The organism is Methanosarcina horonobensis HB-1 = JCM 15518 (assembly GCF_000970285.1).
GTDB lineage: Archaea > Halobacteriota > Methanosarcinia > Methanosarcinales > Methanosarcinaceae > Methanosarcina > Methanosarcina horonobensis.
Genome location: NZ_CP009516.1, coordinates 1831777 through 1852381, shown reverse-complemented (window position 1 = coordinate 1852381; position 20605 = coordinate 1831777). Strand labels below are relative to the sequence as shown.

Genomic DNA, 20605 nt, shown 5'->3' with positions numbered 1-20605 from the left:
GGCTCTCCGGATAATATCGCATTTATCCCCTGAGAATTCTTCTGCTTCTGCCGCTTCGGTATTTTCAATCTCTTTTGCTGAAATCTCAGAGTCCAGAAAATTCCCCCTGTAAAAAAAAGAATTAATTTATAAGACGTCAAAATATATTGTATATTGCTTGAGGATTTTATAAATACATTTTCACCTTCGCCATAAGTTTTCTGAAATCTTAAAAGGCTCTGGAGGATAAGGGATACTATGGGATTCAATCAGGTAGCTGAAAGCGACGAAATGATTCTTGATGAAGCACTCGAAAGACAGCGAATTCTGGAGACCGTGATAAATAACAGCCCTGTAATGGCTTTTCTCTGGACAACGGAAGAGGACTGGCCTGCAAAATATGTCTCCGAAAACGTAACCCAGCTTGGGTACAGTGCAGAGGACTTCCTTACAGGCAGGATAATGTATGCGAATATCGTTCATTCGGAAGATATAGACAGGGTAAGAAAAGAACTCACCAGGTGCTGCGAAATCGGAAAAGATGATTTTGTCAATAGATACAGGGTCATTACAGGTAAGGGAGAGATCCGCTGGGTAGAAGAAAAGACCTTTATTCAGCGCGATGAGAGAGGAAACGTGGTTAATTTCCAGGGTATAGTCAGGGATGTTACTTCCGAGATAAAAAATGAAAGAGCACTGCGCGATGCCCTTGAGAGCCAGAAAGCCCTCATGGAAAAGCAAAAAGCCTTGCTTGAGCGGCAGAGAGCACTTGAGACAGTGATTAACAACAGTTCTATGGTAGTTTTTCTCTGGAAAGCAGAAAAATACTGGCCTACACTTTATGTATCAGAAAGTGTCCGGCAGTTCGGGTATGCTCCGGAAGATTTCATTTCTGGAAGAGTTCTCTATGGAAAGATCATTCATCCTGAAGACCTTCTTCTTGTGGAACTCGAACTTGAGGAAAACTGCGAAGAAGGCGGAAAAGAATTCAACCGCCAGTACCGCATCCTGACACAGACCGGAGAGGTTAGGTGGGTGGAAGAAAAAACCTTTATTCAGCGAAACCCTGAAGGGCAGGTAACCAATTTCCAGGGCATTGTCGAGGATATAACCGGAAAGCTCAGAACCTGAAAAACAACTATACCCTGCAGGATCTATTTTAAAATATAGCTATGCGATTCATTTTAAAATATAGCTATGTAGACCTGCTGCAGTTCCAGTACTCACTTTTTCACCAGGACAGGAAATTTGATCCGGATCAAAGGATAGGCTTTTTCCAATCTTCAAAAATAGATCCTTTTTTAACTTTTAACTTTTGAATTCTTTTGTTTTTTATAAACAAATCTTTTTATCGGAGAGAATCCTCTTGCTACCTGAAAAGCATATCAGAACAAAGACAAATTGTAAGAAAAAAAGCTACTTAAACGAACGATATGTATAAGATAGAAGAAAAATATAGTTATAAATAATAAAGGTATTATAAAATATTCGAGTGTATACTTTGTACTCGTATACACTCAGTACTGTACTCGTATACACTCAGTACTGTACTCGTATACACTCAGTACAACAGGCTTTGGTAATAATAAGTTTAGGATACAATAACGGTACTATAATAGATCTGTAATATTATAATAGATCTACAATGCTATCTGCAATACCATAAATCTACAATACCTGATCTCATAACTGGCTAGAGACCTGATGATCAGACTTTAAGTTGATATTTTCAGTTAAAACGCAATGTAAAAGTACAGCCAGAAAAGGCTGTTTCCAGTTCAGGTGCATAACATGGAAGACTCTCTACTTGACCTGATTTTCCTGTCCGAAAAAAGAAAGAATACACTTCTTCTTTTGCTTGAGGGACCAAGAGACATCAATACAATTAAAAAAACACTTAAAGCAAGTGCAACCTCAGTCCAGCCTCAGATAAAAATGCTAAAGGAAAAACACCTTGTAGTCCAGGATAAGGATGTCTACAGGCTCAGTGAGATAGGAAAAATTATAGCCGAAAAAATGAAACCTCTGCTGGATACTCTTTCCGTACTTGAAGAAAACGTAGATTACTGGGCTGACAGAGATGTAAGTAAAATTCCGCCCTTTCTTCTTCGCCGCATAGGGGAACTTGGACACTGCATGACAGTCGAGCCTCAGATAGAACATATGTTTGAAATGATTCCTGAATACGTAAAAAATGCTGAAAAATCTAAAAGGTTCGAGACTCTCATTTCTTACTTCCATCCTCTTTTTCCTTCCTTTTATCTCGGACTTGCACAGAAGGGTACATCGGTATCTCTAATCCTTCCCGAGTCAATCCTTAAAAGGTGGGTTGAAGAAGAGTACAGAGAACAAACCAGGCAGTTTCTTGAAATGGAAAACACCAGACTTATGGTCTGCAAAGACTGTGAAAAGAATCCTACCATTGTGGCGGCAGACAATTTCATGGGAATAGCTCTTTTTCCAAAAGAGGGCATCTTTGACCGAAAGTTTGTGATATGTTTTGAGCCCGGTGCTCTTTCATGGGGCAAAGAACTCTATGACTATTACGAACAGAACTCGGAGCAGATTGAAAACATTGACATTTACATAAATACCCCGTAAAAAGACTTTAAAAACCCAAGAAGTTTCTTATAGCTCTATAAGAGGTTTACAGGATTATAAAATATTTTTTTCAAAGTTTATAAGTTTATAAGTGACATTTACAGAGCCTATAGAAGATACTCATCGAGCCCGATTTCACCCTTTGCATAAGCTTCGTGCCAGCCTGGGGGAACAGGCAGTTTTTCATACAGAATTTTTCTCTGCGCCTCAAGCAGTTCCGGCTTTTTCTTCATGTATTCTGCAGCGCACAGGACTGTATTTTCAACCTTTCCTGCAAGCTCCTTTAACCACCTGTAGCCTTCAAGAGACCTGAGGAGGTGATGGTCCAGGATAAGGGTATCAACATTTTCGGCAAGGAGAAGAGCATTTTCGAAAGCATCTTTTGAAGCTTCGGGAACATGGTGGGAGAGATAGAGCGGGGGCCCTGAAGCAAAAACGACTGTAGGCTTCCAGGCAAGTATCTCCAGAACAGCTTCCCTGTCCAGAAGCTGGATGTCAGAACTGTGGACAAATACCTCATCTCCTTCAGAGATCCGAGACATCATTACCGTGCCAAACCCTTTATCTCTCGTCCCATGCGGAACAGGAGCCGAAAAACTTATGCCGTTTGAACTAATGCCTTCGGAAGCAGGAAGAGAATACCCCAAAAAACGAGAAAACTCTTCTCTCCTGCGTGCGGATAATCCTGAAATTCTTCCCGGACCTTTGCACCAGAACCTGACCCCCTTCAGAGGAGGAAGAGCTTCTACTGGCAATTGATAAGGGTCTTCGGCTTTCATGGGCATGTGGTCCCCATGGTAGTGGCTGATTACTATGTCTGTTGTGCCTTTAAATTCAGCAAGAATTTTCTTCCTGATCCTGAGAGCGGCTGCAACCTCTAAAGGATGCGGAAGCAAACCGTAACGCAGGCGAGCAAGGGCAACTCCCGGATCGATCAGAATTTTTTTCTCTCCGGTTTTTACAGCGCAGGCAAGAGACCTCGCTCCAAAGGACTCGCACCCCAGTATATCAATTTCCATGAGTTCTTATTAGTGTTCAGACTAGAAATTGTTTTTCTGGATTTTGAAACAAAAACCTGTTAAGTTATGTATAATATGATCTTTACTTAATAAATAAATATATACTGCTTGTGTTAAAGTTATATAGGAAGAAGTCTCTAAAACAATATAGATAGAGTAGCATAATACATACAAAAATGTCTCTAATATGTACGAGAACCGCTCTATATATCTGTGCGAAAAAACTCTAATCAGATATGTAAACGGAATTATGCTCACAATTGTATTTATGAAAATTATTAAAAAGAATCTCTCTTTAAAGCTAAAAAAATTGATTTCCAAGAAAAAATGAAACCCGTTTTCTTTGAGATTCTTTATAGAACGGAGTAAAAGTATGAACCCCAATAGCTCTCCCGGAAGGCGTCCTGTCCACCTGAAAGCAGGATCTTTTTCTGTAGCTATAATAGCTCTTCTGATTGTGGTTATTGCGGCATTTGCAGCCATTGGGATGATTGAAGATTCTTTATTCGTCTTTCAGCCAGTTGAGGAAACCGATTTTACGGAAGCTCCAGATACCGACCTTTCCTCCCTTTCCGAACTTACAATTTCGGGCAGTACCACGGTAAAACAGATATCGGATCTCCTGGCTGAAGCTTTCATGGAGACCCACGAAAACTGCATGGTGACCGTAGCCGGAGGAGGTTCAGGTGCAGGGATATCTTCAGCTGGCATGGGAATAGTAAATATAGGCTCGACTTCAAGAACCGTAACGGATGAAGAACTTCTGAAATATCCCGACCTCCAGACTCACATAATAGGCTGGAGTGCTGTTATAGTGATTCTGAACGGGATAGAGGGTAATTTTACTGACAAAAATGAGCTCATCAAGGTCTTTAACGATTCCGACGGCAAAGTGAATCTTGTTCTCGACGAAAAAAGCGGGGAAATCCGCGTAAACCAGGCAGGCAGCAGTTTTCAGGTTTTCCAGAGATCAGATGAAAGCGGCACCGAAGAAATCTTTGCCAGCTACCTCGGACTTGGGAAGAACCTGGACGACTGCGGGGCTGAAGGCAGGCTGGGAAATAAAGGCGTACTTGCAGCCGTTGAAAATACATCTAATTCCATTGCTTTTGTTGATTTCGGTTTTGCGGAAAGAAGCCAGAAGGTTTCCATTGCCGGAATAGAGTCTTATGGGAGTGCAGAGATAAAAGCTAGCAACATAAGGGCTGCTCTTGCGGGAACTGCAAAGCCGTTTCCATCCGAAAATTCTACCCTCACCAGACCCCTGAACTATCTTACCAAAGGTAAACCCGACCCTTTAGAGCAGGGATTTATCGATTTTGCCAGGTCTCCAGATGCCGTTATTTTTTTCAAGGAATGCGGATACTTCGCGATCACGGAAATCAGCTGAGAGGTGAGTTTCAAGCGTTATTTTCTGAAAAACCATTTTTATGAATCAAGAGCTGTCCTTAGGGCGGACAGCTTTTCCTTAGGGAAAAATCAGCTTTGAATTTTTAAGTTGCATGCGAGAATTTTTGAGCTGTAAGTATGAATGTTAGTGACAAAACCTTAATCATAATTTGCCTTATCTTTGCCTTCCTCATTGCTATTTCCGGAGCCGCCTCCAGGACTATCCTGCTGTCAGGCTACCTGGACCTTGAAGAGCAGGATATCAATGAAAAGCTTGAGCTCGTAGAAAGCAGCTTCGCGAGTGAAATTTCAAGAATATCTTCTCTTAACCACGAATGGGCTTCCTGGGATAAAACCTTCGAGTTTATGGAAAGCGGAAACCCGGCATATATAAATTCCTATCTTACGGATGAGATCTTTTCCGAAGCCGGGATCAATCTTGTGCTCTATGTAAGTAATTCAGAAGAAATTGTTTATGAAAAAGCCATAGACCCGGAAACAGGAGAACCGCTTCAAATGCCCTCTGAGCTCCTGAAGATGGTCAACGAAGACAAGAGCCTGCTTGCCCGACATCCAGGAGATCAGAAAAACGGGCTGGTCCGGACAGAAAACGGCCCCCTTATTGTCAGTTCCAGGCCCATACTTACGAGTAAGGACTCCGGGCCGGTTATGGGAACCCTTATTATGGGCAGGTATGTCGATAATGCCCTTTTGAATAAGATTACGAGCATTCCGGGAATCCGGATCACTCTGGGAGATATCAGGGATTTTGAACCCGGGTCCACTTCTTACTTTGAAGACAGGCTTCTTTTTCAGGACCCGGACATTGAGGTATACGAACAGCACAGCATAGAGATAATAGACGAAAAATGGATTGCAGGCTATGTCATTATAAAAGACTTTGAAGAAGAGCCCGGAATCCTGATAAAGGTAAATTCCCCAAGGACCCTTTATGCCCAGGGAAAGCGCAACCTGATTTTCTTCATTATCATCTTCTGCCTAGCGTGCATAATCGTGGCAATTGCAACAAATTATCTGCTCAAACGTCTCATAATCTCCAACCTCACAGAAATTGAAAGCTTCGTTACTGACATAAGGAAAGAAAACAACCTTTCAAAAAGGCTTGAAATCAAGGGAGGAGACGAGTTTATCCGGCTTTCCAAGGGAATAAACAGCATGCTTCAGGACTTGGAGTTTTCCCAGAAAGAGGTTATGCACAGGGAAGGTGAAAAGCATGCCCTTCTGAACTCCCTGAGGGAAGTGCTCATTTACCTTGACTCCGATCTAAGGATTGTCTGGACAAACAGCAAAGTAGGCGAATATTTCGGAGAGAATGCTGAGGCGATTACAGGCCAGACACACCACGAGCTCTGGGGCGATAAAAGCTCTCTTCTGGCCCCATTTGTTAGAAAAGCCCTGAAAAACGGAAAAAACCAGTCCTTTGAGATCAATGTAAGAGATAAAGACAGCTGGGCAGGGGAGACCTGGTCCGTAACTATAGGTTCGGTGAGGGACAAAGAAGGAAAGCTTATCGGAGCCGTAGAGTCGATACTGGACATTACGGAAGTCAAGAAGTCCGAAGAAAAAATGCTCCAGGCAAAAATCCTGGCCGAAAATGCAAACCGAAGCAAGAGTGAGTTCCTATCGAACATGAGTCACGAACTCCGGACTCCCCTCAATTCCGTAATCGGTTTTGCAGACCTCCTGAGAGAGGAGAGTTTTGGCCCCCTCAATGAAAAGCAGAGGAAGTTCATAGACAACATTTCTACCAGCGGAAAACATCTCCTCAGGTTAATAAACGAGATTCTAGACCTCTCGAAAATCGAAGCAGGGAAAATGGAGTTCAAATGCATGGAATTCTCCGTTAAGGAAAAATTTGACGAAGTCAGAAACATTCTTTTCCCGGTTTTTTCAAAGAAGAAAATAAAGGTAGAGTTCGAAATAGAAGAGGGAATTACAACCATCTATTCTGATGAGGGGAAATTTGTACAAATTCTCTATAACCTGGTAAGTAATGCGATCAAGTTCACAGAGGAAAGCGGCCGGGTCAGGGTGAGTGCAAGAAAAACTGAAGACATGCTCCAGCTCTCCGTTAAGGACACGGGAATTGGAATTACCGAAGAGGATCTTATGAGAATTTTCCATCCGTTTGTGCAGGTGGACTCTTTCTCCACCAGAAAACATGAAGGTACTGGACTCGGGCTTGCCCTTGTGGACCAGATGGTGAAACTAATGGACGGGGAAATCCACGTCTTCAGCCAGCCCGGGATAGGCAGCGAATTTATCTGTATGATTCCCCTTATAGGTCACGATCGGGAACAAAAGAGACTTTGAAAGCATGAACGCAGGTCTTGTTACACATGCTAACAGGTGTTTGTTTCCTTGAAGGCTCCGAGGACTACAAATTTCCCCTCGCTTCCTGTACCTGGGGCTCAATCTTTTTCCGGAAGATATTCTTCCGAAAACATCTTTACCATGAGGTAAAAGTAAGCCAGGAGAAGGGGACCGATAATAATTCCTACAAGTCCGAAGAGTGAGACTCCTATAACGATCCCGAGCAGAGACTGAAAAGGATGGATTTCTCCTACTTTTTTCTGGATAACGGGCCTGAGAAAGCTATTGTCGGTTATATTCAGGAAAATACCTGTCACAAAGATGCCTACTGCTGCAGTATAATCCTGCTGGAGCACCTGAATGATTGTTGCAGGGACCCATATCAAAGGCGTTCCGACTACGGGCAGGAAAGACAGGACTGCCGCAATGGTTCCCCAGAGGAAAGCTCCCTGTATTCCAAAAATAATAAAGGAGATGATCAGGATCCCGCCTTCGATAATAGCAATCGCACCGCTGGCAATAAGAGTTGTGCGGACAATGTTCCTGAACTCATTCCGGAGGATAATCGTGTTCTTTGTATTGAAAGGGATTGCCACAAAGACGCTGTGCATAAAATCCGAATCCTCTCCTGTTAAAAGATAATAGAAAAGAAAGTACATTAGAAGAAAACCAATGACAGGCCTACTTATGTTTTGAATAGAACCCAGGATAAGCACGCTCAGATAATTTATGGCTTCCAAGAACAGGTACATTGTTCTCTCTTCCAGGTTTGCCTGAAAGGTACCGTCAGAGATATCAAACCTTGAGAGAATACTGCTAAAGATCTGGCTTCCGGACTGGATAGAGGCCATAATAGCTTCCTGATCCGTTAAGATTAGCTGGATTTCGGTGATGACCATGCTCAAAAGAAAATAGAGGGGGATCAGTATAAGAAATATGGAAATTATCATTACCAAAAATGCCGAGATCTGCCTGTTAAATCGGGTTTTTTTCAGAAAAAAATAGTAAAGAGGCTTGAAAATAACAAAGAGAATAAAACTTCCAAAAAAATAGTTTATGTAAGGAAGAACTGCATAAATAATAACCATACTGAGGACGATGATGAGAAGAAGAGCCAGTGCCGGTCTAACCTGCCTTTCCATCAGATACAATCTGGTCTTTTATTATAAAATTATATAAGCATAATAGTTCCTTCTTAAGGAAAATCCGTAATCAAAGTCTGCCTTTCATCTCTTTCCCTGAGTTTCGTAACCTCTACGCCTACAAGCCTGAACTTTCGCCTGCCTATGAATTCCGATAAAAGCTGCATCGCTGTCCTTTTGATTACAAAGATGTCCGAAGTCCAGATAGGAAGAGTCTTTGATCGGGTATAGGTGGAAAAATCCTCAAACCGGACTGTAAGGGTTATGGTTTTAAAAAGGAAACTGTGCTTCAGGAGAGAGCTGTGTACACTTTCTATAAGGAGATCCAGAGACCCGGAGATCTTCACAGGGTCACTTGTATCTTCTGCAAAAGTTCCATGTCTGCTTATTGATTTTATGCTTTCTTTTTCTACGACCTCTTCAAAGTCGAGCCCATTTGCCAGCTGTTTCAGCCTGAACCCCATTTTTCCAAACCTTTCCGAAAGTAACTGGATATCACAGTTTGCAAGCTCTTCTACCCTGTGTATCCCCATTTCGTTAAGGATTTCCTCTGTCTTTTCTCCTACTCCGGGAATTTTAGAGACCGGAAGCGGAAAGAGAAATTCCCGAACATCTTCAGGCCTGACAACAGTGAGCCCGTCAGGTTTCTGAAAGCCTGAAGCAATTTTTGATACAAGCTTGTTCGGTCCAACCCCCACGGAGCAGGTGATTCTCTGCTGCCTCTTTACCTCATCCTTGATCCTGAGAGCATAGAGGGCAGCTTCTTCAAAATTCCTGATCTCAGGCCCTGGTATAAGATAGGCTTCATCCACACTCACCTGCTGGAACTTATCTGCAAACCCCCGCAAAAGCTCCATTACACCTGCCGAAACTCCTGCATAGAGCTTCATGTTCACAGGCAAAAATACGGCATGAGGACAGAGCCTGTAAGCCTGCGAAATCGGCATTGCCGAGTGGACTCCATATTTTCTTGCCTCGTATGAACAGGTACTTACAACTCCTCTTCCTGAACCTTCTTGGGGATCAGAGCCCACAATTAAAGGCAACCCTTTCAGTTCCGGCTTCTCCCTGATCTCGACGGATGCAAAAAAGCTGTCCATATCTGCATGGAAGATAATTCGCCTTTCAGAGGTGTTCTTTTTAGGATAGGGGGCAAGCATCAAGCAAGATAGGATAAAACACATAAAAAAGGCTTGAGGAAGTCGGGTGAAAGTATTAATTCAGGGATCTGAAAATGAATCTTTCCAGCTCATAAAGTCTTATTCTTATCCTGGACTGTAGGCGTATCTAATCCTTCCAGGAAGACTCTATGAAGGCTCCATTCAGGGTTCTTCCTCTGAATTATCGTTTTCCCTGTACATTGTAGCATTCGATAAAAAGCACACTCCTATAGCCGGCATCAGGATAGTCCAGTAAAAAATCAGAGGCAGTACTACTGCTTCAATACTTGCCCATCTGGAAATCTCTATGAGTGTGAGAAAAAGAAAGAATATCGAAAAAAGACTCGCTGCAGATGAAACCACAATGTACACTTTCGTTGAACTGTCCTGTCCATATGAGGATAAGAAAAACAATACAGAGCAGGGAGACAGTAAAGCCAGTAATGCAATCCATAGAGTTTCTGCCGTACTTATGGGCTCGCTAAGAAACGGTTTTCCGTTAAAATAGACGAGAAAATTAGTTATAACTAACAAAGACAGGAAAATACACATAGGAACTGCCAGATACCATCGGGACAGTATTTTTCTGGCTTTCAGCAGAAAAAGCATGGAACCGGAAAAAGAGATAATGCTCAGCAACTCGATGATGGCGATGAAAAGTAAGCCGGATGCCAGTAAATCGGACATTACAGGATCCGGTGTTGTTACGGACATGGAGCTGAATATGACAGATACAAAGCCTGTAATCCAGGCCATCAGAAAGACAGCTGATGTCAAAGCCAGAGCGATATTTATTTTCATTAACTCATCCCCGTAATAAAATCCGGCGGGTGTGAGAAGGGCAGTTATAGTCGGATAATAAGTAATGGCAGTTGATTCTTGGCTAGATCCATGCTACAGATCTTTTCTAATCCATGCTACAGATCCTCTACTAGATAGAATGCTGCAGCTTGCCGCCCCCCTGATGTAAATGAATACATACCCCAGTATTCCGAATAATACAGATAATATGATAGACCCCCTTGATGTAAATATTCGCATGCTCCAGGTTTCGTTATACGGGCAAAGAGAGTTGTTGTAAGAAATTTCCTGCAAAGGCATTTCTATAAAACAGCAAATATTATACGTGGGTAGTAATCTAAATCCTTGATGCTGATTTAAATCTTCATTTTAGCTTAAAGTGGGGGGATTTCATCAAAGCAGAGCATGGCAGTTCGAAAGCAGAAACAGGGATAATCGGACAGCCTTTTCCTGAAATCAAATCAAAATCGCTCTCAGGCAGGGTTTTAACTCTTCCGGAAGAGGTGAAAGGAAAGGTAGTGCTCGTCTGTATTGCTTTTATGAGAAGTACACAGAGTATGATCAATTCCTGGGTTCAGCCTTTTGAGCAGGAGTTTGGAAAAGACGGCAGGTTTGCAGTTTACGAAGTTCCTATGATAAATGCGGGCTGGAAAATTTTCTCCGGGATGATTGATTCCGGAATGAGAGGAGGAATACCTGCAGAAAAACACGGTAGGGTTGTCACTTTCTATGGCGATTATTCAGGTTACCAGAAAACCCTCGGAATGGAAAATACTAACCTTGCCTACATTTTTTTACTCGATCAGGAAGGTATTATCCGCTGGAAAGGGCAGGGTCACTCCAGCCCTGAAACCGAAAAAGAACTTCTCAAAGCTGCAATGACTCTCAAACCAGTACTCTCAAACAACAGAAGTTTCAAGTGAAATGAAGGGAGAAATGAATTGGAGGGAGAAATGAAAGGAACAAGGATAATACTTGGCTTTTTTGCTCTTGCTGTTCTTATTTTTTCAGCTTATGTCGTCCTGAGGACCGTACCCATTGATGACTGTGGGGAAAACGGGACAGGTCTTGCCTGTATCGAGCTTCCGCCGGGTTTTTCTATTGATTATTATGCCGAAAATGTTGAAGGTGCAAGATCTATGGCTCTCAGTCCAAATGGGACGCTTTTTGTCGGAAGCCGGGGTGAGGGAAGAGTCTATGCTGTACTTGACAAGGATAGAGACAATAAAGCTGATGATGTAATTGTGCTTGCCGAAGGCTTGAATATGCCTAATGGGGTGGCATTCAGGAACGGTTCCCTGTATGTAGCCGAGATTTCAAGGGTGATCCGCTACGACGATATTGAAGCAAGGCTTGAAAATCCGCCGGAACCGGTCGTGGTCAACGATAATTTCCCTTCCGACCGTTCGCACGGATGGAAGTATATCAAGTTCGGCCCCGATGGAAAACTGTACGTGCCTGTGGGAATGCCGTGTAATATTTGTAATCCTGAAGATGAGCGCTACGGAACCATTATGCAAATGGAGCCTGACGGGAGCCAGCTCGAGATTTTCGCAAGAGGAATAAGGAACACAGTTGGTTTTGCCTGGCATCCTGAAACCGAAGAGCTATGGTTTACTGACAATGGCAGGGACTGGCTTGGGGACGATTTGCCTCCGGATGAACTGAACAGGGCACCTGAACCGGGGATGAACTTCGGTTTTCCCTACTGTCATGGAGAGGATATCCCTGACCCGGAATTCGGAGAACTGCGGAACTGTTCCGAATTCACACCGCCTGAGGTTGAACTGGGCCCTCATGTGGCTGCCCTTGGGATGACCTTTTACACAGGTACAATGTTCCCAGAAGAATACAGGAACCAGATCTTCATTGCCGAGCACGGCTCATGGAACAGGAAAATCCCTATAGGTTACCGGGTTACACTTGTCAGGCTGGAGAACGGAACTCCTGTAAGTTATGAACCCTTTGCCTACGGCTGGCTCCAGGGATTTGCAGACTGGGGGAGACCTGTGGACGTCCTTGTAATGCCTGACGGAGCTTTGCTTGTGTCAGATGATAGTAATAATGCGATCTACAGGATCAGTTACAGCTGAATAAAAATATCTAAAAATCGGCATGTAAAGACTGATATCTTAAAAATAAACGTATTAAAAACCGGCATTTTAAAAACATGTTAAAGGAGCCAGAATAATTAAAGAATTTCCCGTATTTGGTAAAAATATTTATGATTATATCTTCATATACGATAAACAGGGGGTGAATAATTGTTATCTAAAATTCCGATAAATCTTAAGAACGTAGCTGAAGAAGACCTGGATAAGGAAATTCTCAGAGCCGGAATTATTGCCGAGCTTGATGCTATAAACCTTTACGAACAGATGGCTGCCCTTACTGAAAACGAGAACATAAGAGATGTCTTGATGGATGTGGCAAAAGAAGAAAAAACACATATTGGGGAGTTTCAGGCGCTTTTACTCCGGTTCGATACCCAGCAAAAACAGGAGCTTGAAGCAGGAGGGAAAGAGGCAGAGGAGCTGTCCAAATAAACAGCCAGGATAATGAATAGAGCCTCTGATTTTAGCTTCGAACCCTACTTTTTTCTTTTTCATTTACCGATTTTCTGCAATAAACTCTTCAATCATGCGGTATGCTTCGTCATCCGGATACTGCTTTGGAGGGTGTTTCATAAAATACGCAGACGGCTGATAAAGAATTCCTCCTTTACCCCTGTCAAGTGCCAGTTTGCAGCATCGAATGGCATCGATTACAACACCTGCAGAGTTAGGTGAGTCTTCTACCGACAGCCTAAGTTCGAGGTTCATGGGCACATCCCCGAAGAGTTTTCCTTCCATCCTCAGGAAGCAAACCTTGTTGTCCTTTTGCCAGGGAATATAGTCGCTTGGACCCACGTGAATACTTTCATTATCAAGCCTTTCGGCAAGTACGGACTGAACTGCTTCGGTTTTTGAGATTTTTTTGGATTTGAGCCTGTTCCTGTTGAGCATATTAAGGAAATCCGTATTCCCACCTGTGTTCAGCTGGTAAGTCCTTTCCACTTTTACTCCGCGTTTTTTGAAAAGGTCGGCAAGAGTCCTGTGAACTATGGTCGCTCCGAGCTGGGATTTGATGTCGTCCCCTATAATAGGGAGTTTCTTTTCTTCAAAGCGTTTCGCCCATTCAGGGTCGCTCGCAATAAAAACAGGCATACTGTTGATAAAGGCACAGCCTGCTTCAAGGGCACATTCAGCATAAAAACGGGCAGCCTCTTCGGAACCTACAGGCATGTAGTTTACAAGAATCTCGACTCCAGAATTCTGCAGGGTGTTTATAATCTCCTCTTTTGTCGAACCCTCCCCTTCCACAGGAGAAAACCTGCAGTCTTCCGGGTAATTGATAAGGTGTTCGGAACAGCCGTCCAGAACTCTTCCCATTTTTACCTCAATGCCTGTTTTCGGCACATCGGGACAGAAAGCAGTTGTGCAGTTCGGAAGAGAAAATATCGCTTCTGACACGTCCTTTCCAATTTTTCTTTTATCAATATCAAAAGCTGCTGCCACCTCAATATCAGACGGTAAATATCCCCCAAGGTCCAGATGCATAAGACCAATAGTATCTGCATTCTCTTTATTTCTGTAATACTCAATCCCCTGCAGAAGTGAACTTGCACAGTTCCCAACTCCTGCAATGGCAATTTTTATCCTGTCTTTACCTGCCATTGGAGTCCCCCAAATAAGCTCAAAATAGTATGAGATATATTTTTAATAGTATGAGATATATTTTTGTTCCCCGATTCCCATTTATTTGCAGTTCCCAAAGCCAATCTCCAGAGTATACCCCTATCCAGGATAAGGAATGAAAACTGTAATGCTTCATATCTTATGAAGAAAATACTATAAAAAAGGTTTTACAAAAAAAAGAGTTAATGTGACACTGTATATCCGGTTTTTATGCGGTTTAACCTATTCTAGCTGTTATCCTGCTCTTATACCTATTATAATCAATTTAGTCTCTTAACAGAAAACTTTAATCTAATCTGGGTATAAGAAGAGAGCCCTGTATAAGAAGCATTACAGGTTGATATAGCCTTCCTTACAGGTTTATCCAGAGCACCAGCAGAATATGAATTCCTACAAATGCCGGCACAAGGTACCTGAATATGGGTTTCTGGGTTTTATGCCTGAACTGCGTCATTCCGAGCCATGCTCCTATCGGTCCAAAGAGGGAGATCATCAGCAGGCTTTTTTCCGAAATGCGCCACTTTTCTTTTCTTGCTTTGTATTTGTCCAGCCCGTAAAGGGCAAATGAAGCTGCGTTAAGGGCAGCATAAACAATGGGGAAAAGAAAGTAAGTAGTGTCTGTCATGGGAAAGAATTCTCCTTAATAATAATTAAAGCATTCTAAATTATATTGAACTCATTATTTTAGGTTGATTAATCTGGTTTGATTAACTTGCTTGAAAAGATAGCTCACAAAATCTACAACTAACATAAGTAGTTGATGAAGTTGTCGATTGACTTCAAAATAATGTCTGGATGTGAAATTGCTGTAAAATGTCCATGGTCCAGAGACTTCAGTATCAGAGTTAATGGCACCTCGAATACCCTGTAAAGCCGGTACTATTTTCAGGAAAAATTAGGAATAAGGAATTCAGAGAAACAATTTGAGTTTTGGGATGAACTCAATAAAAATGTATTGGATGATATATCCGGCTAAGACACTTATCCCAAATAGTAGAAGCAGTATAATCAATACATTCTTCTTGCCTTTTTCCTCTTTAAATAAGACCAGTAATCCTAGACCCACACTGGTGCAGAGTCCGGCGATTGTTGAACCATAAGTAATAGCACCTTTGAGATATAACATCGTTATCGCGACAGAGGCAGCACAATTTGGAATAAGTCCGAATAAAGCCACTAAAAACGGTTGGAAAACACTACTTCCTAAGAACAGGTTTTTGAATGCTTCTTCACCCATTTGAGCAATAGCAAAACTTATTGCAAACGAAAAGCTAAAAATAAAAATAAAGACCTTGGCTGTATGAACTATTGGATGAAGAATAATCTCTTTATGATTAAATTCTACTGAGGAAGGGCTTGTGCTGTGACCGCAGCAAGCTTTTTTTTCAAGTATTATTTCATGATTATGATGTTTATTATCGGAACCTTCTGCATATGCCTTGATATGGACTAAGGTCTCTTTATTTGATTTTCTAAAAACAAAGTCAACAGTATATCCACCGATTAGAGCGATAATAATCTTTGTTATGAGCAAAGGCACAATGATTTTAATGCTTTCTGGTTGAGAAAGAATTACTGGAATTGCCTCATCTGAAGTAGACAGATAAACAGCAAGTAAAGTGCCAGTAGTGACCAACCTTTGTGAGTATAGCACCGAAGCTACAACGGACATGCCACACTGAGGGAAACTGCCTGTCAACGCCCCTATAGCAGGTCCAGCTGCTCCAGCTTTTTGTACCATTCCCCTGATCTTATTTGCATATTTGTATTCAACTAACTCAATTCCAACGTAACTGATAAGAAGTAGCGGAATCATTTTTGCGCTGTCTGTTAAAGATTCCAGGAAAATATCAAACAAATAATTCACTTCCATCTAATGACCTCTATCTGAGCTATTTTTCCCATTTATTCGGGCTTCTTGAACGTTATTACCAAAAGAAGCCTCTAAATCCCAAATCTCCTCTCCCTCAAGCTGTTGGAAACCTTAAAGTTTAAACTCTCTAAGCCTAGATCTGACCTCCCACTAAACCAGTTCCCGATCAGAACAAGAAATACTTAGGAGCTTTTGTCGTACCTCATGAATCAACTCTCTAAACCCCATATTTAGGACTGATAAAACTAAGTTTTGTGAATGAACTTCCTAATGCACTTGACTTGTTGGATGATAAGGAGGACTGGCCCTGTCCAGAATACTACAAGACGATTCGGTGCGCAGATATTAATGGTGATGGTAAGCCTGAACTGCCTGAATGTTGTTCTATGGGAATCCTTACTTTTTGATGGTCTTATACCAATTACCAGATGAGTTGTTATCCAGATCTATTTCTCCTTTGGTAAGGTAGCTGTTTTTAACCAGGTGTAGATGTTTTGTGTGAGTTGAAAATTGTATCCACATGGCTTCTGGTATGTAATATAAAATTATTCTATAATTTTATAAATAATAAATAAATAAATAATTAACTTACCACAAGATATTAGAGATCTGTTTATTAGAAGTCTGCTTGGGATCACGTTTATATTAAATTCTGTTAAACACAAGGATCAGACAAAAGAATATCTAACAAATACCATTTCCTGCTTTAAAAGAGGGACCGGAGAGTTATGGGTACTTTTAATCTTCCAGATAGGAATGAACTGGAGATCCAGATGCAAAAACGGATCACTGAATTGGAAAAGGCTAATCAAGACTTGCGTGCCGAGAATATGGTGCTGAACCGGGATATCACCAGGCATAAAAGGGTTGAGGAGGCGCGTTAGAATGAGCAGCGCGTCAGGCTGAAACTGGAGAATTCAGGCAGTCCAGTCCATCATGGATGACTTTTACAAATTTGCTCACATTACCATGGCCTTACTTGATCTCAAAGGCAACGTTCTGATAAGTGTTGGATGGCAGGAGATCTGCACCGAGTTCCATAGGGTTCATCCCTAAACCTGCAGGCACTGCGTAGAAAGTGATACAAAGCTGTCCGCAGGCGTTCCTCCTGGAGAGTTTAAGCTCTACAGGTGCAAAAACAACATGTGGGACATAGTAACCCCCATCATTGTTGACGGAAAGCATATCGGCAACATCTTCTCAGGTCAGTTCTTTTTTGACGACGAGCCTCTGGACTATGAGCTCTTCCTATCCCAGGCCAGAAAATATGGCTTTAATGAAGAGGAATACATAGCAGCTTTAGAAAAAGTTCCACGGCTGAGCAGAGAAACTGTTGAAAACAGCATGTCTTTCTTCATGAAACTTGCCAATATGCTCTCACAGCTAGGCCACAGTAACATCAAGTTAGCCCAGTTGCTGGAGGAACGCGATACTCTGGTGGATAAGCTGGAGAAGAACAGAGAAGACTTAGACCGTGCCCAGGCCGTGGGAAATATCGGAAGCTAGCGTCTGAATGTCCGTAAAAACAAATTAACATGGTCTGATGATAATCACCGTATTTTTGGGCTTAATCCTCAAGAATCTGAAATAACCCTCGCTTTAACTTTAAACCTATACATCCTGAGGACCGAGACCATGTAAATGATGCTGTTAAAGAGGCTCTTAAAGGAGAAGAGCCATACAGCATTGATCACAGAGTAATCTCAGCTGACGGAAAAGAGCTCATAGTTCATGCATACGGAGAAGTGATTTGTAACGACGAAAATGTTCCTGTTCTGATGAGAGGAATAGTTCAGGATATCACCGAACGTAAGAAAGCAGAAGAGAAAATTAGGATATTAGCGGATGCTGCGGAATCGTCAAATGATGCTATTGTAACAGAGTCTCTCGATGGTAATATTACTAGCTGGAATAAGACAGCAGAGCATATTTACGGTTATTCGGCTGAAGAAATTCTGGGGAAAAATGTCTCAATCTTTGAACCAGAAAGTGTTAAAGGAGAAATAAAAAAGATAATTGAGCAAGTAAAACAGGGAGAAAAGGTCCAGCATTACAGAACTCTACGGCTAAAAAAGGATGGTACAATAACAAATGTGTCAATAACTTATTCTCCGGTTTTTGATGCTTCTAGAAAGCTGATGGCTATCTCAGCTATTGGCAGAGACATTACTGAGCAAGTCAATGCGGAAAAATTACTGGCAAAAGCCGAAGAAGCCAGAAAAAAAGAAATCCATCATAGAATCAAAAATAATCTCCAAGTGATCTCTTCCCTTCTTGACCTGCAGGCTGAAAAGTTCAGAAGTAGAGGGTCTGCTGAGGAGTTTGAAGTTCTTGACGCTTTCAGGGAGAGTCAGGACAGAGTAATGTCAATTGCCTTTATCCACAAAGAGCTGCACGAAGGCAGAGGAACCGATAAGCTAAACTTCTCACCATATCTGAAAAGGCTTGTTGAAAACCTTTTCCAGACTTATAAACTTGGCAGTCTCGATACCAGCTTAAATTTGGATGTTGAAGAAAACATCTTCTTTGATATGGATATTGCTGTCCCGTTAGGAATGATTGTTAACGAGCTTGTTTCCAATTCCTTAAAGTATGCATTTCCAGACAAAAGAGCAGGAGAGATTCAGATTAAACTCTTTAGTGAAGAAGCTATCAGTGAGGTGGATACCAGAGGGGAGCTTTTCGAGATGGGTAAAAGATATACCCTAATTATTTCAGATAATGGGATTGGTATTCCAAAAGAAACAAATCTGGAGAATACCGAGACTCTTGGTCTGCAGCTTGTAAATATTCTGGTAGAACAGTTAGACGGTCAGGTCGAGCTTAAAAGGGATAATGGTGCTGAATTTGTAATTAGCTTCGGTGCAGAATAAAAAGAGAACTGATGAAAGCATAAGTTCTCTATTGCTGTCGCAGGGTATATGAAGTAACCTCTTCGTAATTCATAGTTTATATGTCTTAATTAGTTTTGGTCGTTAGTGTTTTTACAGATTAGAAGAGAAATTTGTCTACTGAAACAAGAAGATTAAGAGGTAATCGTTTAACCTCAAAAACGATGTTTGAACGTGAGACTGCCTGTAAAGATGGTTGCTTTCAATGCTGGTGCTATCGAGTACTATGTGATGCCAGAATTATCTTTAGGATAAAAGAGGTAAGGTATCCTGCCTTCCTAGCTACTGCTTTGACTACTGCGTAAACCGTAGCGTAGCTAAGTTGTCGATAAGCCTTCCCATCTATTGCTGTCCATAAAAGCTTGTGTATTGTTTTTTGTTACATCGAAGATATCTTCACCATTGCGATAATTATCCTTTAGACCAAATGCAGAGTGCTGCGTTAAATGCTATAATATATGCATTTATAGAACTGATTATATTTTGAATAAAATTAACTTTATTCCAGGAGTCATTTCTTTTATATATTAAGAGGTGTGAGAAAATACAAAATAAAGGTGATGTTAGTTTTAGAGGATTAAAAATGGGTATAAACGGACAGGAAGGTTTACAGAATCTGGAAAATAAAAGCAATAACTATTGGAGCCTTTTATCGTCTCAACCTCTGATCCTGAAAGCCGGACGTCACCTTCTAACTCTTGTTTTCCTGGGACTCGCGGTTCATCTGATTCTTCCGCAAATTACTTCTTTTGAAGGGTCCCTTCAGGTAATCAGGACAATGACTTTATGGGCTGTACTGCTCGCTGGCCTTGCAGAGATTATAAGTTACATCGGATACAGCTATCTTATTAATTCGGTTCTGTCAATAGCAAACCAGCATATCCCAATCTTAAAAGGAGCTGCCATCACTCTTGCTGCATCGAGTATGGGAATGCTGGCAGGAGGCACTTTAGGAAATGCTGCAGCTACCTACAGCTGGGTAAGGAAAGCTGGCGTAAGCAAAGAGGCTTCAGGGCTTGCAGGTACACTGCCTACAATGTTTAACAATGCAGTTCTGATTTTACTCGCAACAGCAGGAACAGTACACCTGCTTCTGGTTCATGAACTTTCTTCCGTGCAATTCTACGCATTTCTCCTGATCCTCACTCTGCTGAGTCTTGGTACTCTGGCAGTAAGCTGGGGAAGAAAACACAGGACCAGATTTAATGCAGGAGCCGGGAAAATAGCAGCTTTCTTTGCCAGAATCCGGAACAAGCCCTATAATCCTGTGCCTATCGAGAACTTTGTAAGCCGGCTCTTTGCAGCTCTTGATGTTCTGCATAAAGGAGGGTGGCAGCGTCCAGCCCTGGCAGCAGCTTTTTCCATAAGTCTTGATATGCTAACTCTTTACTTATTCTTCATAGCTGCAGGACACCCGATAAAGCCTTCAATCCTGCTTGTGGGGTACGGACTTCCCCTGCTTTTCGGAAAGATGACTTTTCTAATCCCAGGAGGGGTAGGGATTGTAGAGAGCACTATGGCAGCTCTCTATACAGGTCTTGGAGTACCAGGACCGATTGCAGTTGTGGTTATACTTAGTTACAGGATGTTTTCTTTCTGGATCCCTACTCTGATCGGTTTTCCAGTTGCTTTTTACCTGCAGAAGGAATCACGTTAAGATAAAATATGACGTGAAATCG

General features: G+C 41.9%; 15 protein-coding genes and 1 pseudogene. 9 read left to right on the top strand and 7 right to left on the bottom strand.

The features are described from left to right. Positions 1-237 precede the first annotated feature (237 nt). Positions 238-1110: a PAS domain-containing protein gene (locus tag MSHOH_RS08185; RefSeq protein ID WP_048138813.1), complete on the top strand. Its 873-nt coding sequence runs from the start codon at positions 238-240 to the stop codon at positions 1108-1110. 660 nt (positions 1111-1770) lie between these two features. Beyond that, positions 1771-2580: a helix-turn-helix transcriptional regulator gene (locus MSHOH_RS08180; RefSeq protein ID WP_048138812.1), complete on the top strand. Its 810-nt coding sequence runs from the start codon at positions 1771-1773 to the stop codon at positions 2578-2580. A gap of 107 nt (positions 2581-2687) precedes the next feature. Here the strand turns inward: MSHOH_RS08180 and MSHOH_RS08175 are convergent, their stop codons facing one another. Next, positions 2688-3599: an MBL fold metallo-hydrolase gene (locus tag MSHOH_RS08175; protein WP_048138810.1), complete on the bottom strand. Its 912-nt coding sequence runs from the start codon at positions 3597-3599 to the stop codon at positions 2688-2690. A 373-nt stretch (positions 3600-3972) separates the two neighbouring features. Here MSHOH_RS08175 and MSHOH_RS08170 point away from each other — a divergent pair, with 373 nt between their 5' ends. After that, complete coding sequence (locus MSHOH_RS08170) at positions 3973-4989, top strand: substrate-binding domain-containing protein (RefSeq protein WP_048138807.1); 1017 nt, start codon at positions 3973-3975, stop codon at positions 4987-4989. 137 nt (positions 4990-5126) lie between these two features. Continuing rightward, the gene (locus tag MSHOH_RS08165; protein ID WP_048138805.1) at positions 5127-7322 is read left to right on the top strand and encodes a sensor histidine kinase; all 2196 of its coding nucleotides are present in this window, start codon (positions 5127-5129) and stop codon (positions 7320-7322) included. Between the two features lie 98 nt (positions 7323-7420). On the opposite strand, the gene MSHOH_RS08160 is transcribed toward MSHOH_RS08165, so the two are convergent. The 3 genes from MSHOH_RS08160 to MSHOH_RS22690 all read right to left on the bottom strand — a co-directional run bounded on the left by MSHOH_RS08160 (position 7421) and on the right by MSHOH_RS22690 (position 10425). After that, on the bottom strand, positions 7421-8464 hold the full coding sequence (locus tag MSHOH_RS08160; RefSeq protein WP_048138803.1) for an AI-2E family transporter: 1044 nt from the start codon (positions 8462-8464) through the stop codon (positions 7421-7423). A gap of 53 nt (positions 8465-8517) precedes the next feature. Next, the gene (gene dinB, locus MSHOH_RS08155) at positions 8518-9627 is read right to left on the bottom strand and encodes a DNA polymerase IV (RefSeq protein ID WP_048138801.1); all 1110 of its coding nucleotides are present in this window, start codon (positions 9625-9627) and stop codon (positions 8518-8520) included. A 159-nt stretch (positions 9628-9786) separates the two neighbouring features. Beyond that, complete coding sequence (locus MSHOH_RS22690) at positions 9787-10425, bottom strand: hypothetical protein (RefSeq protein ID WP_082089276.1); 639 nt, start codon at positions 10423-10425, stop codon at positions 9787-9789. Positions 10426-10766: 341 nt separating this feature from the next. On the opposite strand from MSHOH_RS22690, the gene MSHOH_RS08140 reads away from it, so the two are divergent. The 3 genes from MSHOH_RS08140 to MSHOH_RS08130 all read left to right on the top strand — a co-directional run bounded on the left by MSHOH_RS08140 (position 10767) and on the right by MSHOH_RS08130 (position 12971). After that, positions 10767-11348 carry a hypothetical protein gene (locus MSHOH_RS08140; protein WP_338037940.1) on the top strand — a complete coding sequence of 194 codons (582 nt, stop codon included), beginning with the start codon at positions 10767-10769 and terminating at the stop codon, positions 11346-11348. Positions 11349-11378: 30 nt separating this feature from the next. Then, the gene (locus tag MSHOH_RS08135; RefSeq protein ID WP_048143287.1) at positions 11379-12518 is read left to right on the top strand and encodes a PQQ-dependent sugar dehydrogenase; all 1140 of its coding nucleotides are present in this window, start codon (positions 11379-11381) and stop codon (positions 12516-12518) included. A 171-nt stretch (positions 12519-12689) separates the two neighbouring features. Next, the gene (locus MSHOH_RS08130) at positions 12690-12971 is read left to right on the top strand and encodes a ferritin family protein (protein WP_048138795.1); all 282 of its coding nucleotides are present in this window, start codon (positions 12690-12692) and stop codon (positions 12969-12971) included. A 63-nt stretch (positions 12972-13034) separates the two neighbouring features. Here MSHOH_RS08130 and MSHOH_RS08125 read toward each other — a convergent pair whose 3' ends face one another. From MSHOH_RS08125 to MSHOH_RS08115, 3 genes are all read right to left on the bottom strand, one after another. After that, on the bottom strand, positions 13035-14141 hold the full coding sequence (locus tag MSHOH_RS08125; RefSeq protein ID WP_048138792.1) for an inositol-3-phosphate synthase: 1107 nt from the start codon (positions 14139-14141) through the stop codon (positions 13035-13037). Positions 14142-14514: 373 nt separating this feature from the next. Then, complete coding sequence (locus MSHOH_RS08120) at positions 14515-14787, bottom strand: DUF1294 domain-containing protein (protein WP_048138790.1); 273 nt, start codon at positions 14785-14787, stop codon at positions 14515-14517. Positions 14788-15072: 285 nt separating this feature from the next. After that, the gene (locus MSHOH_RS08115; RefSeq protein ID WP_048138788.1) at positions 15073-16035 is read right to left on the bottom strand and encodes a putative manganese transporter; all 963 of its coding nucleotides are present in this window, start codon (positions 16033-16035) and stop codon (positions 15073-15075) included. Positions 16036-16950: 915 nt separating this feature from the next. Here MSHOH_RS08115 and MSHOH_RS26125 point away from each other — a divergent pair. Together MSHOH_RS26125 and MSHOH_RS08105 are read left to right on the top strand one after the other, a co-directional pair. Next, positions 16951-18908, top strand: a pseudogene (locus tag MSHOH_RS26125) (PocR ligand-binding domain-containing protein). Positions 18909-19509: 601 nt separating this feature from the next. Beyond that, positions 19510-20583 carry a lysylphosphatidylglycerol synthase transmembrane domain-containing protein gene (locus tag MSHOH_RS08105; protein ID WP_048138786.1) on the top strand — a complete coding sequence of 358 codons (1074 nt, stop codon included), beginning with the start codon at positions 19510-19512 and terminating at the stop codon, positions 20581-20583. The last annotated feature ends 22 nt before the right edge of the window (positions 20584-20605 follow it).